This window comes from Solihabitans fulvus (genome assembly GCF_008386585.1).
Taxonomy (GTDB): Bacteria; Actinomycetota; Actinomycetes; order Mycobacteriales; family Pseudonocardiaceae; genus Solihabitans; species Solihabitans fulvus.
In genome coordinates this window covers 35,066-56,181 of sequence record NZ_VUOB01000065.1, presented here as the reverse complement: position 1 = coordinate 56,181, position 21,116 = coordinate 35,066, and the positions used below count along the sequence as shown (strand labels likewise).

Sequence of the window (21,116 nt, the reverse complement as noted above, 5' to 3'; positions counted from 1 at the left end):
CCCCGACCTAACCCGTCGAGACGAAGGGGCACGCCGTGGTGCACGCATACATCCTCATCCAGACCGAGGTCGGGAAGGCAGCCGCCGTCGCGTCAGAGATCTCCGGGATTCCCGGGGTCACCACGGCGGAGGACGTCACCGGCCCGTACGACGTCATCGTCCGTGCCGCTGCGGACAGTGTTGACGAGCTCGGCCAGCTTGTGGTCGCCCGCATCCAGAATGTGGAGGGCATCACTCGAACGCTGACCTGTCCGGTGGTCCACCTGTAGGCCGTGTTGTCATAGCGGGGTGCCCGACGACGAGCTGACCGAGAGGTCCACCCCGCTGTCCCGTCCGTTGCTCGTCGTGGTGATCGGACTGCCCGTGCTGCTCGCCGTCGCCGTCGCGGCGGCGGGCTTGTTCCTCGGCACGGGCGGCCGGGGCGACTCCTCGGCGGCCGCGAGCAGCTCGCCTGCCGCCGACCGCTCAGGACCGCTGCCCCTGGTGCCGGTGCCCGCACCCTCGGCAGGCTCGCAGGACTGCGTGAAGCTGGCCGGCGCGCTGCCGGCCAAGCTGGTGTCCGGCGGCGCGACGCTGACCCGGCGCGAGCTGGCCGCGCCAGCACCCGTCGGCGCGACGGCGTGGGGCGACGCGAGCCACGATCCCGTCGTGCTGCGCTGCGGCCTGGACAAGCCGAGCGAGCTGACCCAGACCTCGAACCTGCGCGAGATCAACGGCGTGAAGTGGCTCGAGGTGGACGGCGACGGCGCGGCGACCTGGTACGTCCTTGACCGACCCGTGTACGTGGCGCTGACCGTGCCAGCCGACGCGGGAACGGGACCGTTGCAGGACATCTCCACCACCATCGCCGCCACACTCCCGGCAAAGCAGTGACATGAAGGGACCCGTCAGGACACCCAACGTCCTGACGGGTCCCTTCGTGACATCCGTCAGCGGAGGCCGGTGCCTCGGGCGATCGCGGTGTCGATGAGGGTGGTCAGGAGCGTGGGGTAGTCCACGCCCGTGACGGCCCACATCTTGGGGTACATGGAGATCGCCGTGAAGCCGGGCATCGTGTTGACCTCGTTGATGATCAGCTCGCCCCGGTCGTCGACGAAGAAGTCGACCCTGGCCAGCCCCTGGCAGTCCAGCGCGCGGAACGCGGTGACCGCCATGGCCCGCAGCCGCTCGGACACGGCGTCGTCCAGCTTGGCCGGGATGTCGAACTCGCAGACGTCGTCGAGGTACTTGGCGTCGAAGTCGTACCAGTCGGTGCTCTCGCTGACGATGCGCACCTCGGCGGGCAGCGACGCCTCGACGCGGCCGTCGGGGAACTCCAGCACGCCGCACTCGATCTCGCGGCCGGACACGCCGGTCTCGATGATCACCTTGGGGTCGGTCTCCCTGGCGAACGCGATCGCCGCGTCCAGGTCGGCCCAGTCGGTGACCTTGGTGATGCCGACGGACGAGCCCGCCCGCGCCGGCTTCACGAAGACCGGCAGGCTGAGGCGGTCGCGGTCGGCCTGCGCCAGGGTGTCCTGGTCGCGCCGCAGCACCGCGTAGCTGCCGACCGGCAGGCCCTCGGCGGCGAGCAGCTTCTTGGCGTACTCCTTGTCCATGGCGACCGCGCTGGCCAGCACGCCGGGGCCGGCGTAGGGGATCTCGGCGAGCTCGAGCAGGCCCTGGATGGTGCCGTCCTCGCCGAAAGCGCCGTGCAGTACCGGGAACACCACGTCGACGGCGCTGAGCAGCTCGCCCTCCCGACCACGTTCGAGCGCGACGAGGCCGCCGCTGGTCGGGTCGCCGGCGAGCACCAGCGCGGCGCCCTCGGTGACCGAGGGCAGCCGACGCTCGTGGGTCTCCAGCTCCGTGCGGTCGGCGGAGCCGAGCACCCACGCGCCGTCGCGGGTGATGCCGACCGGCACGACCTCGAACCGCTCCCGGTCCAGGTGCTCGAGCACGCTGCCAGCGGAGAGACAGGAGACGCCGTGCTCGGTGCTGCGCCCGCCGAAGACGACCGCCACCCGGGTCTTGCGCTGAGTCATGGGAAGCGACCCTACCCGGGCGTGGACTTCGCCCGACCGAGCAGTTCGACCAAATCCGGCAGCACACCGGCGAGCTGCGCGCGGGAACACGCGCCGTAGCCGATCGCCACACCGTGCGTCCTCGGCCGGCCGGCGTGGTGCCGGCCGAGGCCGTCCAGCCGCAGGCCGCGCTCCTTGGCCGCGCGCAACAGGTCCTGCTCGGCCTGGTCCGACGGCAGCGCCACCACGATGTGCGCGCCAGCATCGTCGCCGACCACCGGGATGCCGGCGGCGGCGAGAGCGTCCACCAGCAGGGCGCGCCGCTCGGCCAGCTCCCTGCGCAGCTTGCGCAGGTGCCGGCCGAGGTCGCCGTGCCTGGCCAGCTCGACGAGCACCCGCTGGCCCGCGGCGGCCGGCCCGGTGCCGGTCCGCTCGCGGTGCGCGAGGACGGCGGCGGCGACCGGCGGCGGCGCGACCATCCAGCCCGCGCCGAGCGTCGGGGTGAGGATCTTGCTGGTGGTGCCGAGGTGCACCACGACGTCCGGGGCCAGCGCGGCGAGCAGCGGCAGCGGCGCGACGTCGTAGCGCAGCTCGCCGTCGTAGTCGTCCTCGATGACCAGCCAGCCGTCCCGCCTCGCGCGCTCGACCAGGGCGACCCGCCTGCCGGCCGACATGCGCCCGCCGAGCGGGTACTGGTGCGCCGGCGAGCAGTAGACCGCACGCACGCCCCTCGGCACGGCCTCCACCAGCAGGCCCTCGTGGTCGACCGGGGCCGGCAGCACGCGCAGGCCAGCGGCGCGCATCGCCTCGACGGCCCGCTGGTAGCCGGGCTCCTCAACGGCGACGGTGTCCCCGGGACTGAGCACCGCGACGGCCAGCTCCGCGACGGCGGCCGTGGTGCCGCCGGTGGCCAGCACGACGTCCTCACGCAGCCCGCCCTCCACGGCGAGGCCCCGGTGCCGCAGCAGGTGCTCGACGACGACCGCGCGGTACTCGGGCAGGCCGGCGCGCTGGGGCCGGAACAGCGGGACGGCGTCGGCCGCCGCGCGCCAGGCCCGCCGCCAGGCCGCCCGGTCGAGGCCGCCAGCCCACGGCCCGCCGGGGGCGAGGTCGACCACCTCGGTCTCAGCCGGCGCGCTGGCCGGCCGCCGGGGCTTGGCGCGCACCGCGCCGGGCGGCGTGGTGGTGACGTAGGTGCCGGAGCCGTGCCGGCCCGCGATCCAGCCCTCGGCGTGTAGCTGCTCGTAGGCGGCGGCGGTGACGGTGCGGCTGACGCCGAGGCGGGTGGCCAGCGCCCTGGTCGACGGCAGGCGGTCGCCGCTGCGCAGCTGCCCGGCCGCGGCGGCGGCGCGCAGGGCGTCGGCGAGCTGCACCGCGAGCGGGGCCGTGGACTCGCGGTCGAGGCTGACCGGCAGGGCCGTGGGGAGGGCGTTCTCTGGCACGGAAAGTGGCCTTCCGTCTTTCCTTAAAAATGGACCTTTCTAGGATGCCACTTTACGGACCACACTGGCCACATGACCCGCCCGAGCCTGTCGCCGACCCCACGCAGCACCATTCAACGGGGTAAGAAGCACGCTGTCACCGACCGCGCCGCGCTCGACGCGGTGCTCGACGCCGGGCTGATCTGCCACCTGTCCGTCGTCGCCGACGGCGCGCCGCTGGTGCTGCCCACTGGGTACGGCCGCGACGGCGACACGCTCTACCTGCACGGATCGAGCGGAGCGCACACCATGCGCGCCGCGGCCGGCACGGACGTGTGCGTCGCCGTGACCCTGCTGGACGGCATCGTCTACGCGCGGGCCGTGTTCAACTTCAGCGTCAACTACCGCTCCGCGGTGATCCACGGCGTCGCCGTGCCGGTGACCGAGCCCGCAGCCAAGCTGCACGGCCTCCGGGTGCTGACCGAACACCTCGCGCCGGGCTCGTGGGACCACGCCAGGGAGCCCAACGCCCGCGAACTGGCCGCCACCACGCTGCTCGCCCTCGACCTGACCGAGGCGTCGGTCAAGATCCGCAGCGGCCCGCCTGCGGACGACGACGAGGACGTCGCCGCAGGGACCGCCTGGGCAGGCGTGCTGCCCGTGCGCAGCCAGTGGGGCGCCCCGGAACCCTGCCCGCTGCTGCCCGAGGACATCGCCGTGCCGGAGCACGTCACCAACCGCGGCTGGTAGGACGATCTCGGGCATGGGCACGCCTTTGTTGCGCGGGGCGCGCGAAGGTACGTGACTGCGCAGCAGTCCTTGGCTGGGGTGCGCGGCCGTGTCATATCGCCATCGACCGGGGTGCTGGGGCGCCTCCGTCGTGACCATCTCCGTAGGCGTGCCAGGCGGTGGTCAAGCGGTGTACCGCTTCGCTCAGCGTGTCCGGGGTAGCAAGGAAGTGGATTCGGATGAATTCCTTGCTACCCCCTGAGGCATCCAGTCCGCTGCCGGGCAGCACGGCGACGCCGTGGCGGAGGGCCGTCTGCGAGAAGGAGTCCCCGTCGCCGTGCGGGAGCCGCACCCACAGGGTCTGACCCCCGGTGACGGGTGGGGCCTGCCATTGCGGCAGCCGTCGTGCCAGTTCGGCACGCAGGTGGTCATGGCGGGTCTGGCGGTCTGCCGCGATGTCCTGACACAGGCCTTCCAGGCGGGGTAACAGGTAGGCAGCGGCGAGTTGTGCTGGGAGGTTCCCGCCGAGATCGTGAACCGCTCGAAGCCTGGCGAGGCGGTCGATGACGCGCCGTGCGGCTCGTATCCAGCCGATGCGGAGCCCACCCCAGACGCTCTTGCTGAGCGAGCCCACTGAGACGACCGTTGCGCCGAACGCGGCGACAGGAGGGGGTATTCGCTGCCCGGGAAAGGCCAGGTGGGCGAGGACTTCATCGTCGATGAGCAGCACGTCGGCATGGGCGGCGGCCACTGCGAGCCGTCGGCGCAGCAGCGACGGCAGTACCGCGCCGGTTGGGTTGTGGTGGGTGGACACGAGGTAGGCGAGGTCCGGGCCGCGAGCAGCACGGGCCGCCGATTCGAAGCCGTCCAAGCCGACCGGAAGCGTCTGCAAGGACGCGGTCTGTTCGCGGAACGCCTCCAGCGCGCCGGGATAGGTGGGTGCCTCGACGACTACCGTGCCGCCGGGCTCGACGAAGGCGCGGGCCAGCAGGGAGAGAGCCTGCTGTCCGCCGTTGGTGATGAGGACCTGATCAGGATCGGTCGGTAGCCCACGGTGCGTGTAGTGGTCGGCGACAGCACGGCGCAGTTGCCAGAGGCCCGATGGGTGGTACCCGATGTCGCTCGTGATCGTGGCCAGCTGGGACAACGCCCGCTCGTAAGCCGACAGCAGGATCGGCGGAGGCGAGGCGGGTGCGGCGCACGCCAGGAGAATCACGTCATCGTCCTGGGGTTCCAGCAGGTGGAGGAAAACCGGCGAGCCTGTGGTCGGCCGAGGCTCAGGACGTGACGGCCCAGCCACGCGGGTACCGCTTCCCTGACGCCGAATGATCCGGCATTCCACGCGCAGCTGTTCATACGCGGCCACGACGGTCCCGCGCCCTACCGCGAGCGCGGACGCGAAGGCCCGATCAGGTGGCAGTGCAGTGCCGGGCGGCAGCTCACCCTCGTCGATGAGGCGCCGCAGCTGCGCGGCGAGAAGGAGGTACAGCGGTCCACGTCCGGCCGACCACCGGCCAAGGCGGTCAGTCAGCTCGGCTGGGGCAATCGACATGAGCGAGTTCTTTCGAGCCGGACGCGGCCAAGGCGAGTGGTTCGTTCGGAGGACCAATTGTGGCATGTTGGCTCTGTCACCTGGCCACGATGACATCGAGGATTCGTGGCATGACCACACGACATGAGGACCTGCGGCCTCTTGCCGCGGTATCGGTGCCCGAGGCCATTGCCGCACTCCCCGGGGCCTTCCAGCAGCACAACCTGGCGATGGTGAATGACACGACCGTCGTGCGCCTCGCACGGCTGGAAGGCGAGTTCCCCTGGCACTACCACGACGAGGACGAGCTGTTCTTGTGCTGGGACGGCAGCTTTGAGATCCAGCTGGAGGAACGGGACCCGGTGGTGCTGAAGGCCGGCGAACTGTTCGTCGTCCCCAGAGGGATGCAGCACCGCCCAGTTGCCGAGGGAACCGCCCACGTCCTGCTCATCGAGCACCCGGACACCAAGCAGTACGGGAGCTGACGCACGCGGCCGACGATGCCCTGCCGACGCGGCTACGCAGCGGGCAGCGCCGCCCTTTCTTCATGCGGGGAACAGCGGGTCGCTCGCCCAACGGAGCCGGAGCCCCGCCAAACGGAGCCGGAGCCCCTCCCAACGGAAGAACCCCACCCAGTAGAGAAACCCCGCCCACCTCAGGGGGCCGTGCCCTTGGCCAGTCTATCGGCGATCCCGATCGAGGCCGCCGAACCACGGCCGCCTGTGGATGGCGCGACCGGTTGTGCACAACTCGGGCGACCTGCCCGCCGGATCAGCCCCAGTCCCAGTGCATCCGGTAGAGGCCGGGCGCCAGGTCGATGTGGGCGGCGTGCGCGATGTTCGCCGAGCTGATCCACGCCTCCCGCAGGTCCTCCTCGCGGCCGGCCGGGGTGTCCATGCGGCTGGAGTAGCACCGCGCGGGCACGGCCTCCTCCGCGAAGTGCACCTCGATCACGTACTGGTGTGTCGGCAGCTGGAACGCGCGGTGGTAGACGTTGTCCGGCTCGACGTCGCCGAGGTCGACCTCGTACTCCAGGATCGTGGTGTCGCCCTCGGCGAGCACCCGGTCAAGGGCCAGCTCGGCGACGGTGAACGAGCGTTCCTGGTCGCAGCGAACGCGCCCGAGCCGGCAGTACCGCGTCGAGGAGATCGCCGGCGGCCGGCCAGGTGTGTCACCCCGGAACACCACGAACGTCCGGCTGATCCGGTCCTCCTCGGCGCGCACCACCTCGCGCACCCGCAGCTGCCGCTGCGTGCGGTCCGGCCCGAGGTGCAGCGACTCGTGCAGGCTCAGCCTGCGCAGCGGGTTGATCGGCGGCGCCTGGAGCCACTGCATGAGCGGCCCGACCACGCCGGGCCGGTCCCACATCTGCTCCATCCGCACGCTGCCGGAGGCCGGCGCCACCCAGCGTCCGCGCGGCCGCCTCGGCCCGAGCAGGTCGCGCAGGGCGCCGCGCGGCAACCCGAGCACGTCCTCGAGGACCCGCACGCCGCGCAGCGAGTCCGGGCGCTCCGGCCGGCTGCGGCCGGTCTTCCAGTAGCTCAGGGTCGTCGTGCTGACGTGCACCCCGACCTGCGCCAGCCGGTGTTGCAGGCGTTGCAGGCTCAGCCCGCTCGCCTCGACCGCGAGGGTCAGCGCGCGGGAGAACGGCCCATGGGCGAGCGCCTCGTCCAGCTCCTGCTGCGCGTTGGGCGCACGCAGCGACGCCCCGGCGGCCTGCACCTTGCGGAGTGTCATCCACCACGCCGCCGCCCGCAAGGCCCATTAGTCGGACCCGGTCGACGAGCGCGGCAACAGAGTTGAAGTTAAAGTCTGTTGACATCACATTATTTACGTTTTGCCTCGCACTTCTCCCTCATTTCGCCCGGGCGGATTAACGTCCAGTTCACCGCGCCGGGTCCGGACGAGAAAGAAAGGAACGGGCCGCGCGGATCGACTATCCCGCCCTGCGAACAAAGGGAGATCGATCAGTATGAGGACATTAGCCGCGGCGCGCGTCATCAGCGCCGCACTACTGGTGGCCGGCGCGGGCGCGACCCTCGCGCTGCCGACCGCCGCCGCCGCTCCTGGCACGGCGGCCACCCCCGCGACCGTCCGCGCCTGCGGCGACACTCTGCCGGGACGCGCCCGCTGCCTGGCACTCGAGCGCACGGATGTGCACGGCGGCCTCGGCGTGCACGCGGCCGCGGCCCCGTCCGGGTACGGCCCTTCGGACATCCAGTCCGCCTACCAGCTGCCCGCCGGGGGCGACGGCGTGACCGTTGCCATCGTGGACGCCTACGACGACCCGAATGCCGAGTCCGACCTCGCCGTCTACCGCAAGCAGTACAACCTGCCCGAATGCAGCACCGCGAACGGCTGTTTCCGCAAGGCCGACCAGCGCGGCGGCACCGGCTATCCGACCGGCGACTCCGGCTGGGGCGCGGAGATCAGCCTCGACCTCGACGCGGTGTCGGCGGCCTGCCCCAAGTGTCACATCCTGCTGGTGGAATCCGACGACAACAACAATCCCAATATGTACGCGGCCGTCAATGAGGCGGCCAAGCTCGGCGCGAAGTTCATCTCGAACAGCTGGAGCAGTTCCGAGAGCTCGAGCCAGACCAGCGACGACGAGACCTACTTCAACAAGCCAGGCGTGCTGCTCGCGTTCGCAACCGGCGACAGCGGCTTCAACGGCGGCACCCAGTACCCGGCGTCGTCCAAGTACACGCTGGCCGTCGGCGGCACCTCGCTGAACCACTCCTCCGGCACGCGGCCCTGGTCCGAGTCGGCGTGGAGCGGCGCGGGCTCCGGCTGCTCGGCCTACGAGACGGTCCCGTCCTGGCAGCAGAACTCGCACACCAGCTGCGCAAAGAAGGCCAACTCGGACATCTCGGCGGTGGCCGACCCGCAGACCGGCCTCGGCATCTACGACAGCTACGGCAAGAGCGGCTGGCTGGTCTACGGCGGCACCAGCCTGGCGACGCCGCTGGTCGCCGCCATGTACGCGCTGGCCGGCACCCCCGGATCGAACGACAACCCGGCGTCCTACCCGTACGCGCACACCGACCAGCTCAACGACGTGACCGGCGGCAACAACGGCAGCTGCGGGGCGCCCATGTGCTCGGCCGGCACCGGCTGGGACGGCCCGACCGGGCTGGGCACCCCCAACGGCGTCGGCGCGCTGAAGCCCGGTGGCGGCAACCCACCGCCGAGCGACGTGACGGTGGCCAACCCCGGCGACCAGACCAGCGCGGTCAACAAGTCGGTGTCGCTGAACAACAGCGCCACCGGCGGCACGACCCCCTATCAGTGGTCGGCAAGCAGCCTCCCGACCGGCCTGTCCATCGACGCGAGCACCGGCACCATCACCGGCACGCCGACCACAGAAGGCACATCGAAGGTCACCGTCACGGCGAAGGACAGCGCGGGCAAGACGGGCAGCGCGACCTTCAACTGGACGATCAGCAAGGGCGACAGCGGCCCGGTGACCGTGGCCAACCCAGGCACCCAACTCAACTTCTCCGGCGACCAGGTGTCGCTGGACAACAGCGCCACCGGCGGCACGGCCCCCTACCAGTGGTCGGCAACCGGCCTCCCAACCGGCCTGTCCATCGACGCGAACACCGGCACCATCACCGGCAGCCCAACCACAGGCGGCACCTACACGGTGACGCTCACCGCCAAGGACACCGCCGGCACGACCGGCTCAACCACCTTCACCTGGTGGACCTGGGCCTTCTAACCACCCCACCCAACCCACCCCTGCCCCACCCTCTACCAACCCTCCCAACCTCCCAACCTAACCTTTTGCCCCCAATGCCGATCACGCCTCGGCATTGGGGGCAAACCGTCAACTGTGATTCAATTCCACCAGATCGGTTATTGCATTCCCGCTCTTACCCACAGATTCGCCGCCAATTCATGGTGCGGCCACGAACCGGCTAGTCCACTGCCGAATCCTCGTCTACGTTGTGGCCAGGCTCACAATCAGGAGGAATTCATGCGAATCGGCAGAATGACGAGCCTGCTCGTGGCCGCCGTCGGTGCGGCCGGCCTGCTCGGCGGCTCGGTCGCGGCGGCCGCCGAACAGCCCTTGGCGCTGGCCTCGGTCCCGCGACCCGACCACGTCGTCGTTCTCGTGATGGAGAACCACTCCTACAGCCAGATCATCGGCAGCTCGTCGGCGCCGTACCTCAACTCACTGGCCAACGCCGGGGCGAAGTTCACCAAGTCGTTCGCGGTGACGCACCCGAGCGAGCCGAACTACCTCGCGCTGTTCTCCGGCTCCACCCAGGGCGTCACCGACGACTCCTGCCCGCACACCTACACCTCGGCCAACCTCGGCAGCGAACTGATCGGGGCGGGCGCCACGTTCGCCGGCTATTCGGAAAGCATGCCGTCCGACGGTTACACCGGTTGCACCAGCGGCAAGTATGCCCGCAAGCACAACCCATGGGTCAACTTCAAGAATGTCCCCGCCTCTTCCAACCTGCGCTACACCCAATTCCCAACCAATTTCGCGGCGCTGCCCACCGTGTCGTTCGTCGTGCCCAACCTCTGCAACGACATGCACGACTGTAGCGTCGCCACCGGCGACAAATGGGTCAAGGCGAATCTAGACGGCTACGTGCAGTGGGCGAAAACGCACAACAGCGTCCTCGCGGTGACCTTCGACGAGGACGACAGCAGCGCGAGCAACCAGATTCCCACCATCTTCAGCGGCCAGCACGTCAAGGCCGGCAGCTACGCGGAGCGCATCACGCACTACTCCGTGCTGCGCACCATCGAGGACATGTACGGCCTGGCCTGCACCGGAAGCGCGTGCGCGGCCACGCCGATCACCGACACCTGGCAGTAGGTCAGGACGAGCCGTGGGTCCGTGGCGCCGCGCCGCGCTCCGGGCCCACGGCGCGGGGGCCGTCGACCGGGTCGAAGCGGTAGGACGTCATGCGCCGCTCGGCGCGGTAGACGTGCAGCGTGACGGCGGGATCCGGGCCCTCGTTGCTGACCTGGTGCACGTAGTTCGGGCCGAACACCCTGGACTGGCCCGCGACGACCCGATGCAACACCTCGACCGCCCGCCCGGCGCCGTCGGTGTGCGCCACAAGCTCCGTCAACGCGCCGCTGACCACGGTGAACGCGCCGGACTCGCCGCCGTGGTCGTGCAGGTCGGTCTGCTGGCCGGGCAGCCAACTCATCAGCCAGACCTCCTGCTCCTCGGTGCGCTCCACGAGCGCGGAGAAGCGGGTGTCCGGGTCGTAACGAAGGAGATGCGCCCACCGCTGGCGCTCCTGGGCGAACCGCGCGGCAACGAGCGCGGGATGCGACACGGCCCGCGCAGCGGGCAGGGCAACAGTGTTTTCGGGAACGGCGAACATGAGCTGGAATGTCCTCACGAGGTCACGAGCAGTAGCCGGCACCAAGGCCGGCCCGGTCTCAAGTGATCAGGCGATCGGACACAGCGCGCTCGCGACCCGACGAAGGTCGATGTGACCCCGTCCCACGATCATCGCGCGCAGCAACACGTCAGCCACCCAACCACCCAACCCCACCCCGGTCAACGCCGTCCCACCCAATGAACCCAACCTCACCCAATAGAGCCACCCACCGCCCCAGTAACGGCGCGGGCCCACACGTGCCGGGTGGTGACGCCCCACACTCCGCGCACCACACCCCACGCCCCACACCCCGCGAGCGGGAACCCCCGACCTCGCCCCAGCTATCCACAACCCACCCGTTATCCACAGGCCGCCCCACGCCACCCGCCCGCACGGCCGCAGGTGGCTACGCTGGCCAAGGGCACGTCCCCCAGGGTGGGTGGGGTATTTCCACAGGTGGGCGACCCACATTTCGCGCCAGCACCCCACACTCCACGTCCGGCGCCTCGCGCCCCGCGTCTTCAACTTTGTGACGGCGCGGGCCCACGCGTTTTTCCACTTTGTGGCGGTGCGGGGTGTGCGAGTTCGCCGTCGGTCCCTGGAGGCGCAGGAGGGTCGACGGAGCGAAGCGGAGTCGGCCCGAGAAGCTGAAGGGGCCGACTTGAGGNNGCCGAGCGAAGCGAGGCCCAAAAACACAGGTAGCTCAGAAACCGGCAGGGAGCTAAGCGAGTCGCCGGCCGGGGCTTTTGTGCGTCCCACCCAAAGCGAGTCAGGCCAGCGCAGCCAGCGCTCCCGTTACGTCCCCGACCAGATCCGCCGTGTCCTCGCAGCCGGCCGACAATCGCACCAGCCCCTCAGGCACCGGGTCGCCCCACTGCGCCCGCCGGTCCAGGCTGCTGTGCAGCCCCCCGAAACTGGTCGCCGCGACCACCAACCGACTCTCCGCAAGAAACGCATCCACGGCCGCCACCGACGGCAGCTCGAACGTGAGCACCCCACCGAACCGGCGCATCTGCCGCGCGGCCGCCTCGTGCGCGGGATCTTCCGCCGCCCCCGGCCAGCGCAGGCCGGTCACCGCGGGATGCCCGGACAGTGCCTCGTGCAACGCGGCCGCGTTCGCCGCCTGCCGAGCCAGCCGCAGATCCAGCGTGCCGAGCCCGCGATGCGCCAGCCACGCCTCAAACGGCCCCGGAATCGACCCCGCCCTGGTGCGGGCGGCGCGCAACTCCTCAGCCAACGCAGAGTCGGCCACGCTGACATGCCCAAGCAGCACATCGCTGTGCCCGGCAAGCGCCTTGGTGTCACTGGCCACTGAGATGTCCGCGCCCAACGACAACGGCAGCTGACCCAACGGCGTCGCCGTGGTGTTGTCGACCGCGACCAGCGCGCCGGCCTCGTGCGCCCGCTCGGCCAGCGCCGCGATGTCGCACACGTCCAGCCCGGGATTGGACGGCGTCTCCAGCAGCACCAGCCGCGCGCCGTCGAACACACCCTCCGGCCACGGCCCGGCCGTCGGCACCTCGCGGACGGTCAGCCCGAGAGCGGCAAGGTCGGCGGCCACGAACTGGCGCGCCACGAAGTAGCCGTCCGACGGCAGCACCAGCGTGTCGCCTGCGCGCAGCAGCAGCCGCAGCAGCGTCGAGATCGCCGCCATCCCGGACGGGAACAGCACGCAGTGGCCGCCGTCCAGCTCGCCGATGGCGTCCTCAAGCGCCCGCCAGGTCGGGTTGCCGCCCCGCCCGTAGAAGTCCTGCGCTGGCGGCTCGCCCGGCCCGGCCAGGTGGTAAGGCGCGGCGATCACCGGCCCGGCCAGGAACGGCCCGCCTGCCACCCGGTCCGCCTGGCCCGAGTGGACGCAGCGCGTGCCGTCGCCCCAGTGTCCCGCCGCGTCCGGCGACGCGGTCACGACCACTCCGCCTTCCGCTCGCGGCCGAGCAGTGCCGCGGCCATCACGCGCGCGTCCATGCCCTCGTGGCAGACGCGGTGCACGCCGTCGGCGATGGGCACGTCGACGCCGCTGCGCGCGGCCAGCTCCCGAATGGACGAACAGGATTTCACGCCCTCGGCCACCTGGCCGTGCGCCGCCTCCTGCGCCTGCGCGAGCGTGTCGCCCCGGCCGAGCCGTTCGCCGAACGACCTGTTGCGGGACAGCGGCGACGCGCAGGTGGCCACCAGGTCGCCCAGCCCGGCGAGCCCGGCGAACGTCAACGGGTCCGCGCCGAGCGCGGCGCCGAGCCTGGCCGTCTCCGCCAGTCCCCTGGTGATGATCGACGCCATCGTGTTGTCGCCGAAGCCGAGCCCGGCGGCCATGCCGCAGGCGAGCGCGATCACGTTCTTGCACGCGCCGCCCAGCTCGCAGCCGATCACATCCGTGTTGGTGTAGGGGCGGAAGTAGCCGGTCGAGCACGCATGCTGGAGCTCCACGGCCCGGTCGTGGTCGGTGCACGCGATGACCGTCGCGGTGGGCTGTTCGGTGGCGATCTCCATGGCCAGATTGGGGCCGGACACCACGGCAACGTGCGCCTCGTCCACCCCGGCGACCTCGCGGACCACCTCGCTCATCCGCCGCAGCGTGCCGAGTTCGACGCCCTTGGCGAGGCTCACCAGCGTCGCGTCGACCGGCAGCAGGTCGCGCCACGCACCCAGGTTCGCCCGCAACGTCTGGCTGGGCACCGCGAGGACGACGGCCTGCGCGTCGGCCAGCGCGGCCTCGGCGTCGGTCGTCGCGGTGAGTCCACTAGGGAGCGTCACGCCAGGCAGGTAGCCGGGGTTGGCCCTGTCCCGCACGATCGACTCGGCGATCTCGGGCCGCCGCGCCCAGAGCACGACGTCGCGACCGGCGTCGGCCAGCACCTTCGCAAACGCAGTGCCCCAGGATCCTGCGCCGAGCACGGTGATCCGCTGCATACCCATCTCAGACTTCGCCCTTTTTCGCGTCGCCCTTTTCCGCCTCGCCCTTCGAGGTCTCACCCTTCGAGACTTCGCCCTCCGCAGCCTCGCCCCTCGAGGCCTCACTCTTCTTGGCACTAGCCCGGTAGAAGCCCTCAGGCGCTGGCTCCTCACGAACCTCAGCCAGCAGCTCCTTCACCTGTCCCATCAGCAGATCCGTCACCTCGCGCAGCAGCGCGTTGTTGAGCGGTCGCTCCCGGTAGGCGGACAGGTCGACCGGCTCGCCGACGCGCTGCACCACCAGTTTGCGCGGGAACGGCCGGAACTTCTTGTTGTACTGGTCGTAGATGTCCCGCGTGCCCCACCTGGCCGCCGGGATGACGGGCACGTCGTTCTCCAGCGCGAGCCGCGCGACGCCGGTGCGCGAGTGCATCGGCCAGCCGTCGGGGTCGCGGGTGATCGTGCCCTCCGGGTAGATCACCACGACCTTGCCGTCCCGCAGGGCCTGGTGCGCGTCGCGCAGGCTCTGCTGGGCGTCGGCGGTGCCCCGGTAGACCGGGATCTGGCCTGTCCCGATCAGGACCTTGCCGACCAGCGGGATCGTCCACAGGCTGTGCTTGGCCAGGAACCTCGGGATGCGGGTGTTCTTGTGCACGAACACCGCGTCGAAGACGGGGTCGAGGTGGGACACGTGGTTGTAGACGAGCAGCGCGGCGCCCGTGCGCGGAATCCGTTCGCCGCCGACGTTCCTGCGGCGGGCCAGCAGCGCGGTCACCGGATAGACGATGCTCGCGGCGAACCCGACCCAGAAGCCGCCCTTCTCCTTGGCCACGTGTTACTCCCTCTCTCCAGCCTGTGGTTCCTGTCTCGATCCGTAGGACAGGCGATCCGGCAAGAGTCTTCCCCTGCGGGGTCGGCCAGGTCCAGCGGGGCGGGTCGACGACCGTCACGTGCGGACGGAATCGGGCAGGATGGCCTGGTGCGCACGAAAGTGGACCTGGTGATCCCGGTCAAGGCACTTGGCAGGGCGAAGTCCCGCCTGGTCGGGGCGGCCGACGGCGGCGCGGGAGATCCGGACGCGCACGCCGCGCTGGCGCTCGCGCTCGCGTTGGACACGGCGACGGCGGCACACGCGGCCGATGTCGTGCGCCGCGTGGTGACCGTCACGTCGGATCCGGCCGTCGCGGCCGAACTGCGGGCCGTCGGCGTCGAGGTGCTGTCGGAGGAACGCCCGGAATCCGGTTTGAACACCGCACTGCGACTCGGCGCCGCGCTGCTGCGTGGGCGGGATCCGCGCTCGGTCGTCGGCGCGCTCCAGGCGGATCTGCCGGCGTTGCGCCCGGAGGAGCTGGCCGCCGCGGTGCGCGCCTCGGCCGGGCGGCGCGCGTTCTGCCCCGACCGGCAGGGCACCGGCACCACCCTCCTGCTGTCCGCGCCCGGCGGGGATCTCGGCCCGAGGTTCGGCGTCGGCTCGGCGGGCGCGCACCGGGACTCCGGCGCGGTGGCGCTGCTCGGGCCGTGGCCGTCGCTGCGTTGCGATGTGGACACCGAGGAGGACCTCGTGCTGGCCGGCGAACTAGGTCTCGGCTCGCACACCGCCGCCCGCCTGTGCCCGCTGTAACCCACAGCCCCACGGCTCCACCGCCCCACGAACCCACGAGCCGCACCCGCGAGACCTAGAATCGCGGCATGGACGAGCAGGCGACCGTGTACTCGGTGGCCGGCGACGGCTCCGTGACGCTGCTGCGGGACGACGGACTGCTCGTCGACGCCGATGCCGAGGCCGTCACCGAGGGTGGCTGGCGGACACTGCGGCAAGGCCAGCGGGTCGCGGTGCGCCGCTCGGCAGACGGCCGGGTCGTCTCGGTGTCCCGTCCGGTCTGAACCATTGACGCGTTGTTCACCTCATTGCCCGTCTTGCTCAGGGCAATGCTCGCGTTCGTGAGGAACAATGGCGCCCGTGAGCACCGACCGAAGCGACGACCGGGCGACGGCGCGAGCTGACAGCGCCGCCTCGCCGTCAACCACGCCCCGTAACGGCGGCGCCAGCCGACGACCTCGTCGCCCGTCCTCGGCGACCAGCGCGGCCGAGCGCAAGCCGTCCGGCGGCACCGCCGTCGCCGAGGTGGAGCCGGCCGGAGCAGCAGCCGGAGCCGCCGGAGCAGCGGGCGCAGCCGGGGCGAGGGCCGTGCCCTCCGCGCCGCCCGCGGCCACCAACGCGGACGCGGTCATCACGGATCTGCCGGACGACCGGTACTTCAACCGGGAGCTGTCCTGGCTCGACTTCAACGCCAGGGTGCTGGCGCTGGCCGAGGACGCCTCGCAGCCGCTGCTGGAGCGGGCGAAGTTCCTGGCGATCTTCGCGTCCAATTTGGACGAGTTCTACATGGTGCGGGTCGCCGGCCTCAAGCGCCGCGACGAGACCGGCCTCTCCGTGCGCAGCGCCGACGGGCTGACCCCGCGCGAGCAACTGGAGGCCATCGGGGCCAGGACCCAGGACCTGGCCGAGCAGCACGCCAGGGCGTTCCTCGACGACGTCCGGCCGGGCCTCGCCGAGCACGGGATCCGGATCGTGAGCTGGTCCGACCTCGACGACTTCGAGAAGCTGCGGCTGTCCAACTACTTCAGCGAGCGGGTCTTCCCGGTGCTGACGCCGCTCGCGGTCGACCCTGCGCACCCCTTCCCCTACATCTCGGGGCTGTCGCTGAACCTCGCGGTGACCGTGCGGGATCCGAAGGAGGGCGGCGAGCGCTTCGCGCGGGTCAAGGTGCCGGACAACGTGCCGAGGCTGGTGCGGGTCGAGGCGCAGCGCGGCAGCGAGACCGCGACCTTCCTGCCGCTGGAGGGCCTCATCGCGGCCCACCTCGACGAGCTGTTCTTCGGCATGGACGTGCTGGAGTGCCACGTCTTCCGAGTCACCCGCAACGCCGACCTCGAGGTCGAGGAGGACCGCGACGAAGACCTGTTGCAGGCGCTGGAGCGTGAGCTCGCGCGGCGCAGGTTCGGCCCGCCGGTCCGGCTGGAAGTGGCCGACGACATGACCGAGCACATGCTGGAGCTGCTGCTGCGCGAGCTGGAGGTGGACCCGCACGACGTGATGCAGGTGCCCGGCCTGCTCGACCTGTCCTGCCTGTTCCAGCTGCACGGCCTCGACCGCAAGCAGCTCAAGGACCCGCCGTTCGTGCCGGCGACGCACCCCGCGTTCGGGGAGCGGGAGACGCCCAAGAGCGTGTTCGCGACGCTGCGCGAGGGCGACGTGCTGGTGCACCACCCGTACGACTCGTTCTCCACCAGCGTGCAGCGGTTCATCGAGCAGGCGGCGGCCGACCCGCATGTGTTGGCCATCAAGCAGACCCTGTACCGCACCAGCGGCGACTCGCCGATCGTGGACGCGCTGATCGATGCGGCCGAGGCCGGCAAGCAGGTCGTCGCCCTCGTGGAGATCAAGGCGCGGTTCGACGAGCAGGCGAACATCAAGTGGGCGCGCACGCTGGAGAAGGCGGGCGTGCACGTCGTCTACGGGCTGGTCGGCCTCAAGACGCACTGCAAGACCTCGTTGGTGGTGCGGCAGGAGGGCTCCACGATCCGGCGGTACTGCCACATCGGCACGGGCAACTACAACCCGAAGACCGCGAGGCTGTACGAGGACATCGGCATCCTGACGGCGGAGCCGACCATCGGCGCGGACCTCACTGACCTGTTCAACAAGCTGACCGGGTACGCCAACCAGGAGCGGTACCGCAGCCTGCTGGTCGCGCCGTACGGGGTGCGGCGCGGCATCATCGAACGCATCGAGCGGGAGATCGAGTACGCGCGGCTCGGCCAGGAGGCCGGCATCCGCATCAAGGTGAACTCCCTGGTGGACGAGCAGGTCATCGACTCGCTGTACCGGGCGTCGCAGGCTGGGGTGCCCGTCGACGTCGTGGTGCGCGGCACCTGCTCGCTGAAGCCGGGCCTGCCTGGACTGAGCGAGAACATCCGGGTCCGGTCGATCCTCGGCCGGTTCCTCGAGCACTCGCGGATCATCCACTTCGTCGGTGGCGAGGAGCGCTGGATCGGCAGCGCGGACATGATGCACCGCAACCTGGACCGCAGGGTCGAGGTGGAGTTGCAGGTGACCGACCGGCGGTCCGTGCCGCAGATCGACGCGATCCTGGACTCCGCGCTGGACCCAGCGACCCGGTGCTGGGTGCTGCACTCCGACGGCGAGTGGGTGGCGTCCCCGGCGGACGGCACCCGCGTGCGCGACCACCAGGTGGAGTTGCTGCGCCTGCACCGGGCACTGGGCTGACGGCGGCAGGCGCGGCGGATCAGGCTCATGGCACAGCAACTCCCGGAGGCGGGACTCATGGTTGGCGAGGCGCGACCGCCGGCAACGGCGGGGACCCCCGAGACCGTCGGCAGGGACCGGATTCCGGCCGCGGGAGCCGTCCTGTGGCGACCGGGGCCTGACGGCGGTGAGCCCGCCGTTGCGGTGGTGCACCGCCCCCGCTACGACGACTGGTCGCTGCCAAAGGGAAAGCTCGACAGCGGGGAGACCGTGCCGGCGGCGGCCGTGCGGGAAGTGACGGAGGAAACAGGCTGCACGGCCGTGCTCGGGCCCTTTCTCGGCCGGGTGGAGTACCCGATCGTGCGGCGCGGTCGCGCCGCGACGAAGGTGGTCGACTATTTCTCGGCGCGCGCGACGGGCGGCGAGTTCGCGGTCAACGACGAGGTGGACGAACTCCGTTGGCTGCCCGTGCCCGAGGCCGCGGCACTGCTTAGTTATCCGCACGATCGCGGCGTGCTCGCCGAATTCGCCGCCCTGCCCAGGGACACCCGGACATTGCTGCTGACGCGGCACGCGAAGGCTGGCAAGCGGGAGCACTGGGCCGGGGACGACGAGCTGCGCCCGCTGAGCCCGGCGGGGAGGCGGCAGGCCGAGGCGCTGCGCGGCCTGCTGCCGTTGTTCGGCGCGGACCGGGTGCATGCGGCGCCGAGGGTGCGCTGCGTACAGACCGTCGAGGGGCTGGCCGAGGATCTCGCGGCGCCGGTCGTCCGCGAGCCGCTGCTGTCCGAGGAGGGCTACTGGCCCAACCCGGAAATCGGTGCGGCCAGGCTGATGGACATCCTGGCCGGCGGCGGGGCGCCGGTGGTGTCCAGCCAGGGCGGCGTTATCCCGCACCTCGTCACGGAGCTGGCCCGGCGCGGCGGCCTCGACCTCGGCACGATCGCCTGCAAGAAGGGCAGCGTATGGGTGCTGTCCTTCGCCGCCGGTCACGCGGTGTCCAATTCGGACGGAGTGCCCCAATTGGTGGCCGCGCACTATCTGCCGAGCCCTCTCCCGGCCCCGGCGATGCGCGCCTGAGCCGCACCGCGCGACGGTGTCGGGCACAACGGTATTCGGTGCGCCGGCATTCGGCTCGGCGGGATTCGAGGCTGCGGGATTCGGCTCGCTGGGATGAGAGCCGTGTAGGGATTCCGACGCTCGCGTCGGCTACCGGGAGCTGGCCGGCGTTTTGGGCCTCGACCGGGTCTTTGGGCTCGGCTGGCTCTTTGGGCCTCGACCGGGCATCTACCGCGTGTCGGCTGACTGTCGGCTAATCAGTCTCGGACAGCGCTTGGGCCCATGGTGCGTAGGGGATTCGCACCATGGGCCCAGAACGCTGCCGAACTAAGCGGGTACTACTTGGCCGCCGCCTTGCGGGTGGTGGCCTTCTTGGGCGCGGCGGCCTTGGCCGTCGTTGCCTTGGCAGCAGTCACCTTCTTGGCCGGAGCGGCCTTCTTGGCGGCGGCAGGAGCCTTGGCGGTCGTGGCCTTGGCGGTGGTCGCCTTGGCGGTGGTGGCCTTGGCCGCCGTCGCCTTCTTGGCGGCCGGAGCCTTGGTGGCCGGCTTCGCTGCTGCGGTGGTCTTACGAGCCGCAGGAGCCTTGGTGGCCGCAGCAGTCGCCCTGGTGCTGGTGCTCCGGGTGCTGGTGCTGCGGGTCGAGGCGGCACGCGTGCCAGCGGCACGGGTCGCCGGGGCGGTGCCCGCCGAGCGGGTGGTCGCGCGGGCGGTGGTGCCGGCGGAAGCCGACTTCGCCGCGGTCACACGGGGCAGCTTCTTGGCGCCGCTGACGACGTCCTTGAACGTCGAACCCGGGCGGAACGCGGGAACGTTCGTCTTCTTCACCTTGACCGTCTCGCCCGTACGCGGGTTGCGCGCGGTGCGGGCGGCGCGGGCACGCTTCTCGAAGACGCCGAAGCCCGTGATGTTGACCTTCTCGCCGCTGTTCACGTTGCGCACGATGACATCGACGATACCGTCGACCGCGGCACCCGCGATCTTCTTGTCGCCAAGGCGCTCGGCGAGCGCCTCGATGAGCTGGGCCTTGTTCACCGTCAGTCCCTCCCAGGACGCTCACGGCCCTAGTTGGGCCGACTTCCGTGCCACGGTAAGCCCAACAGAACAGAAATACCAATCGCCACGCCAGATTTTTCGTTGTGGCGTGGTCGATTCCGCTCTCTAGGGGGACAGATCGCCCCGTTTGGGAGGCCCGGGAGCGTCCCGGGGCCGCCGGATTCCCTGGCTGCGCGGGGAATCCGGCGGCGCCCATTCAGCCCGTCGAAACGGGTTCCGTGCTGGGCAGCCAGGAGGGCCGCCGCGCCTCGAAGTCGGCGATGGATTCGGCGTGCCGCAAGGTCAGGGCGATGTCGTCCAGGCCTTCGAGCAGCCGCCAGCGGGTGTAGTCGTCGATGCTGAAGGAGGCGGTGAAATCCTTGGCGCGAACAGTCTTCGCCGCCAGGTCGACCGTGACCTCCGTGCCGGGCTCGGTCTCCAGCAGCTTCCACAACAGTTCGATGTCGGATTGTTCGCACTGGGCGGCGAGCAGGCCCTGCTTTCCCGAGTTGCCCCGGAAGATGTCCGCGAACCTGGCGGAGATCACCACCCGGAAGCCGTAGTCGGCCAGCGCCCAGACGGCGTGCTCCCTGGAGGAGCCGGTGCCGAAGTCGGGGCCGGCGACCAGGACGCTGCCCGCGCGGTAGGGCTCGGCGTTGAGCACGAAGTGCTCGTCCCCGCGCCAGGCGGCGAACAGGCCGTCCTCGAAGCCGGTGCGGGTGACCCGCTTCAGGTAGACCGCCGGGATGATCTGGTCGGTGTCCACGTTGGACCTGCGCAGCGGGACCCCGACGCCGGTGTGCGTGGTGAACGGTTCCATGACTTG

General features: G+C 70.9%; 20 protein-coding genes. 10 read left to right on the top strand and 10 right to left on the bottom strand.

The annotated features are described in order from the left end of the window. Positions 1-35 precede the first annotated feature (35 nt). Together F0L68_RS32585 and F0L68_RS32580 are read left to right on the top strand one after the other, a co-directional pair. The gene (locus F0L68_RS32585; RefSeq protein WP_149853713.1) at positions 36-269 is read left to right on the top strand and encodes an Lrp/AsnC family transcriptional regulator; all 234 of its coding nucleotides are present in this window, start codon (positions 36-38) and stop codon (positions 267-269) included. Between the two features lie 19 nt (positions 270-288). Continuing rightward, positions 289-873, top strand: coding sequence for a DUF3515 domain-containing protein (locus F0L68_RS32580; RefSeq protein WP_438672335.1), 585 nt, complete (start codon positions 289-291; stop codon positions 871-873). Positions 874-929: 56 nt separating this feature from the next. On the opposite strand, the gene F0L68_RS32575 is transcribed toward F0L68_RS32580, so the two are convergent. Further along, positions 930-2,024, bottom strand: coding sequence for a D-alanine--D-alanine ligase family protein (locus tag F0L68_RS32575; protein ID WP_149853712.1), 1,095 nt, complete (start codon positions 2,022-2,024; stop codon positions 930-932). Between the two features lie 11 nt (positions 2,025-2,035). After that, complete coding sequence (gene pdxR, locus F0L68_RS32570) at positions 2,036-3,445, bottom strand: MocR-like pyridoxine biosynthesis transcription factor PdxR (protein WP_149853711.1); 1,410 nt, start codon at positions 3,443-3,445, stop codon at positions 2,036-2,038. 72 nt (positions 3,446-3,517) lie between these two features. Between pdxR and F0L68_RS32565 the strand changes: the two genes are divergently transcribed. Next, positions 3,518-4,174, top strand: coding sequence for a pyridoxamine 5'-phosphate oxidase family protein (locus tag F0L68_RS32565; RefSeq protein ID WP_149853710.1), 657 nt, complete (start codon positions 3,518-3,520; stop codon positions 4,172-4,174). A 91-nt stretch (positions 4,175-4,265) separates the two neighbouring features. On the opposite strand, the gene F0L68_RS32560 is transcribed toward F0L68_RS32565, so the two are convergent. Next, on the bottom strand, positions 4,266-5,705 hold the full coding sequence (locus tag F0L68_RS32560; RefSeq protein WP_149853709.1) for an aminotransferase-like domain-containing protein: 1,440 nt from the start codon (positions 5,703-5,705) through the stop codon (positions 4,266-4,268). Between the two features lie 110 nt (positions 5,706-5,815). Here F0L68_RS32560 and F0L68_RS32555 point away from each other — a divergent pair, with 110 nt between their 5' ends. After that, complete coding sequence (locus F0L68_RS32555; RefSeq protein WP_149853708.1) at positions 5,816-6,169, top strand: cupin domain-containing protein; 354 nt, start codon at positions 5,816-5,818, stop codon at positions 6,167-6,169. Between the two features lie 286 nt (positions 6,170-6,455). On the opposite strand, the gene F0L68_RS32550 is transcribed toward F0L68_RS32555, so the two are convergent. Next, entirely contained in the window at positions 6,456-7,421 is a 966-nt protein-coding gene (locus tag F0L68_RS32550) for a hypothetical protein (protein WP_149853707.1), read from the bottom strand. A 235-nt stretch (positions 7,422-7,656) separates the two neighbouring features. Here F0L68_RS32550 and F0L68_RS32545 point away from each other — a divergent pair, with 235 nt between their 5' ends. Further along, positions 7,657-9,408 (top strand): putative Ig domain-containing protein, encoded by a 1,752-nt coding sequence (locus tag F0L68_RS32545; protein WP_149853706.1) that lies wholly within the window; start codon positions 7,657-7,659, stop codon positions 9,406-9,408. 258 nt (positions 9,409-9,666) lie between these two features. Next, positions 9,667-10,524, top strand: coding sequence for an alkaline phosphatase family protein (locus F0L68_RS32540; RefSeq protein ID WP_149853705.1), 858 nt, complete (start codon positions 9,667-9,669; stop codon positions 10,522-10,524). Position 10,525: 1 nt separating this feature from the next. On the opposite strand, the gene F0L68_RS32535 is transcribed toward F0L68_RS32540, so the two are convergent. The 4 genes from F0L68_RS32535 to F0L68_RS32520 form a co-directional block, all read right to left on the bottom strand. Next, complete coding sequence (locus tag F0L68_RS32535) at positions 10,526-11,044, bottom strand: cysteine dioxygenase (protein WP_149853704.1); 519 nt, start codon at positions 11,042-11,044, stop codon at positions 10,526-10,528. A gap of 769 nt (positions 11,045-11,813) precedes the next feature. After that, positions 11,814-12,950, bottom strand: coding sequence for a cystathionine gamma-lyase (locus F0L68_RS32530; protein WP_438672334.1), 1,137 nt, complete (start codon positions 12,948-12,950; stop codon positions 11,814-11,816). Continuing rightward, positions 12,947-13,951, bottom strand: coding sequence for an NAD(P)H-dependent glycerol-3-phosphate dehydrogenase (locus F0L68_RS32525; protein ID WP_149853809.1), 1,005 nt, complete (start codon positions 13,949-13,951; stop codon positions 12,947-12,949). Before F0L68_RS32525 ends, F0L68_RS32530 begins: the two co-directional genes overlap by 4 nt. A 7-nt stretch (positions 13,952-13,958) precedes the next feature. Continuing rightward, complete coding sequence (locus F0L68_RS32520; RefSeq protein ID WP_149853702.1) at positions 13,959-14,765, bottom strand: lysophospholipid acyltransferase family protein; 807 nt, start codon at positions 14,763-14,765, stop codon at positions 13,959-13,961. A gap of 147 nt (positions 14,766-14,912) precedes the next feature. On the opposite strand from F0L68_RS32520, the gene cofC reads away from it, so the two are divergent. From cofC to F0L68_RS32500, 4 genes are all read left to right on the top strand, one after another. After that, positions 14,913-15,554, top strand: coding sequence for a 2-phospho-L-lactate guanylyltransferase (gene cofC / locus F0L68_RS32515; protein ID WP_149853701.1), 642 nt, complete (start codon positions 14,913-14,915; stop codon positions 15,552-15,554). Positions 15,555-15,622: 68 nt separating this feature from the next. Beyond that, a complete protein-coding gene (locus F0L68_RS32510; protein ID WP_149853700.1) occupies positions 15,623-15,817 on the top strand; it encodes a cold-shock protein in 195 nt (64 codons plus the stop codon). A 67-nt stretch (positions 15,818-15,884) separates the two neighbouring features. Next, the gene (locus tag F0L68_RS32505) at positions 15,885-18,224 is read left to right on the top strand and encodes an RNA degradosome polyphosphate kinase (RefSeq protein WP_223199332.1); all 2,340 of its coding nucleotides are present in this window, start codon (positions 15,885-15,887) and stop codon (positions 18,222-18,224) included. A gap of 27 nt (positions 18,225-18,251) precedes the next feature. Next, positions 18,252-19,280: an NUDIX hydrolase gene (locus tag F0L68_RS32500; RefSeq protein WP_223199331.1), complete on the top strand. Its 1,029-nt coding sequence runs from the start codon at positions 18,252-18,254 to the stop codon at positions 19,278-19,280. 317 nt (positions 19,281-19,597) lie between these two features. Here F0L68_RS32500 and F0L68_RS32495 read toward each other — a convergent pair whose 3' ends face one another. Both F0L68_RS32495 and leuD read right to left on the bottom strand, forming a co-directional pair. Continuing rightward, positions 19,598-20,290 (bottom strand): HU family DNA-binding protein, encoded by a 693-nt coding sequence (locus tag F0L68_RS32495; RefSeq protein ID WP_149853699.1) that lies wholly within the window; start codon positions 20,288-20,290, stop codon positions 19,598-19,600. A gap of 217 nt (positions 20,291-20,507) precedes the next feature. Beyond that, the gene (leuD, locus tag F0L68_RS32490; RefSeq protein WP_149853698.1) at positions 20,508-21,110 is read right to left on the bottom strand and encodes a 3-isopropylmalate dehydratase small subunit; all 603 of its coding nucleotides are present in this window, start codon (positions 21,108-21,110) and stop codon (positions 20,508-20,510) included. Positions 21,111-21,116 lie beyond the last annotated feature (6 nt).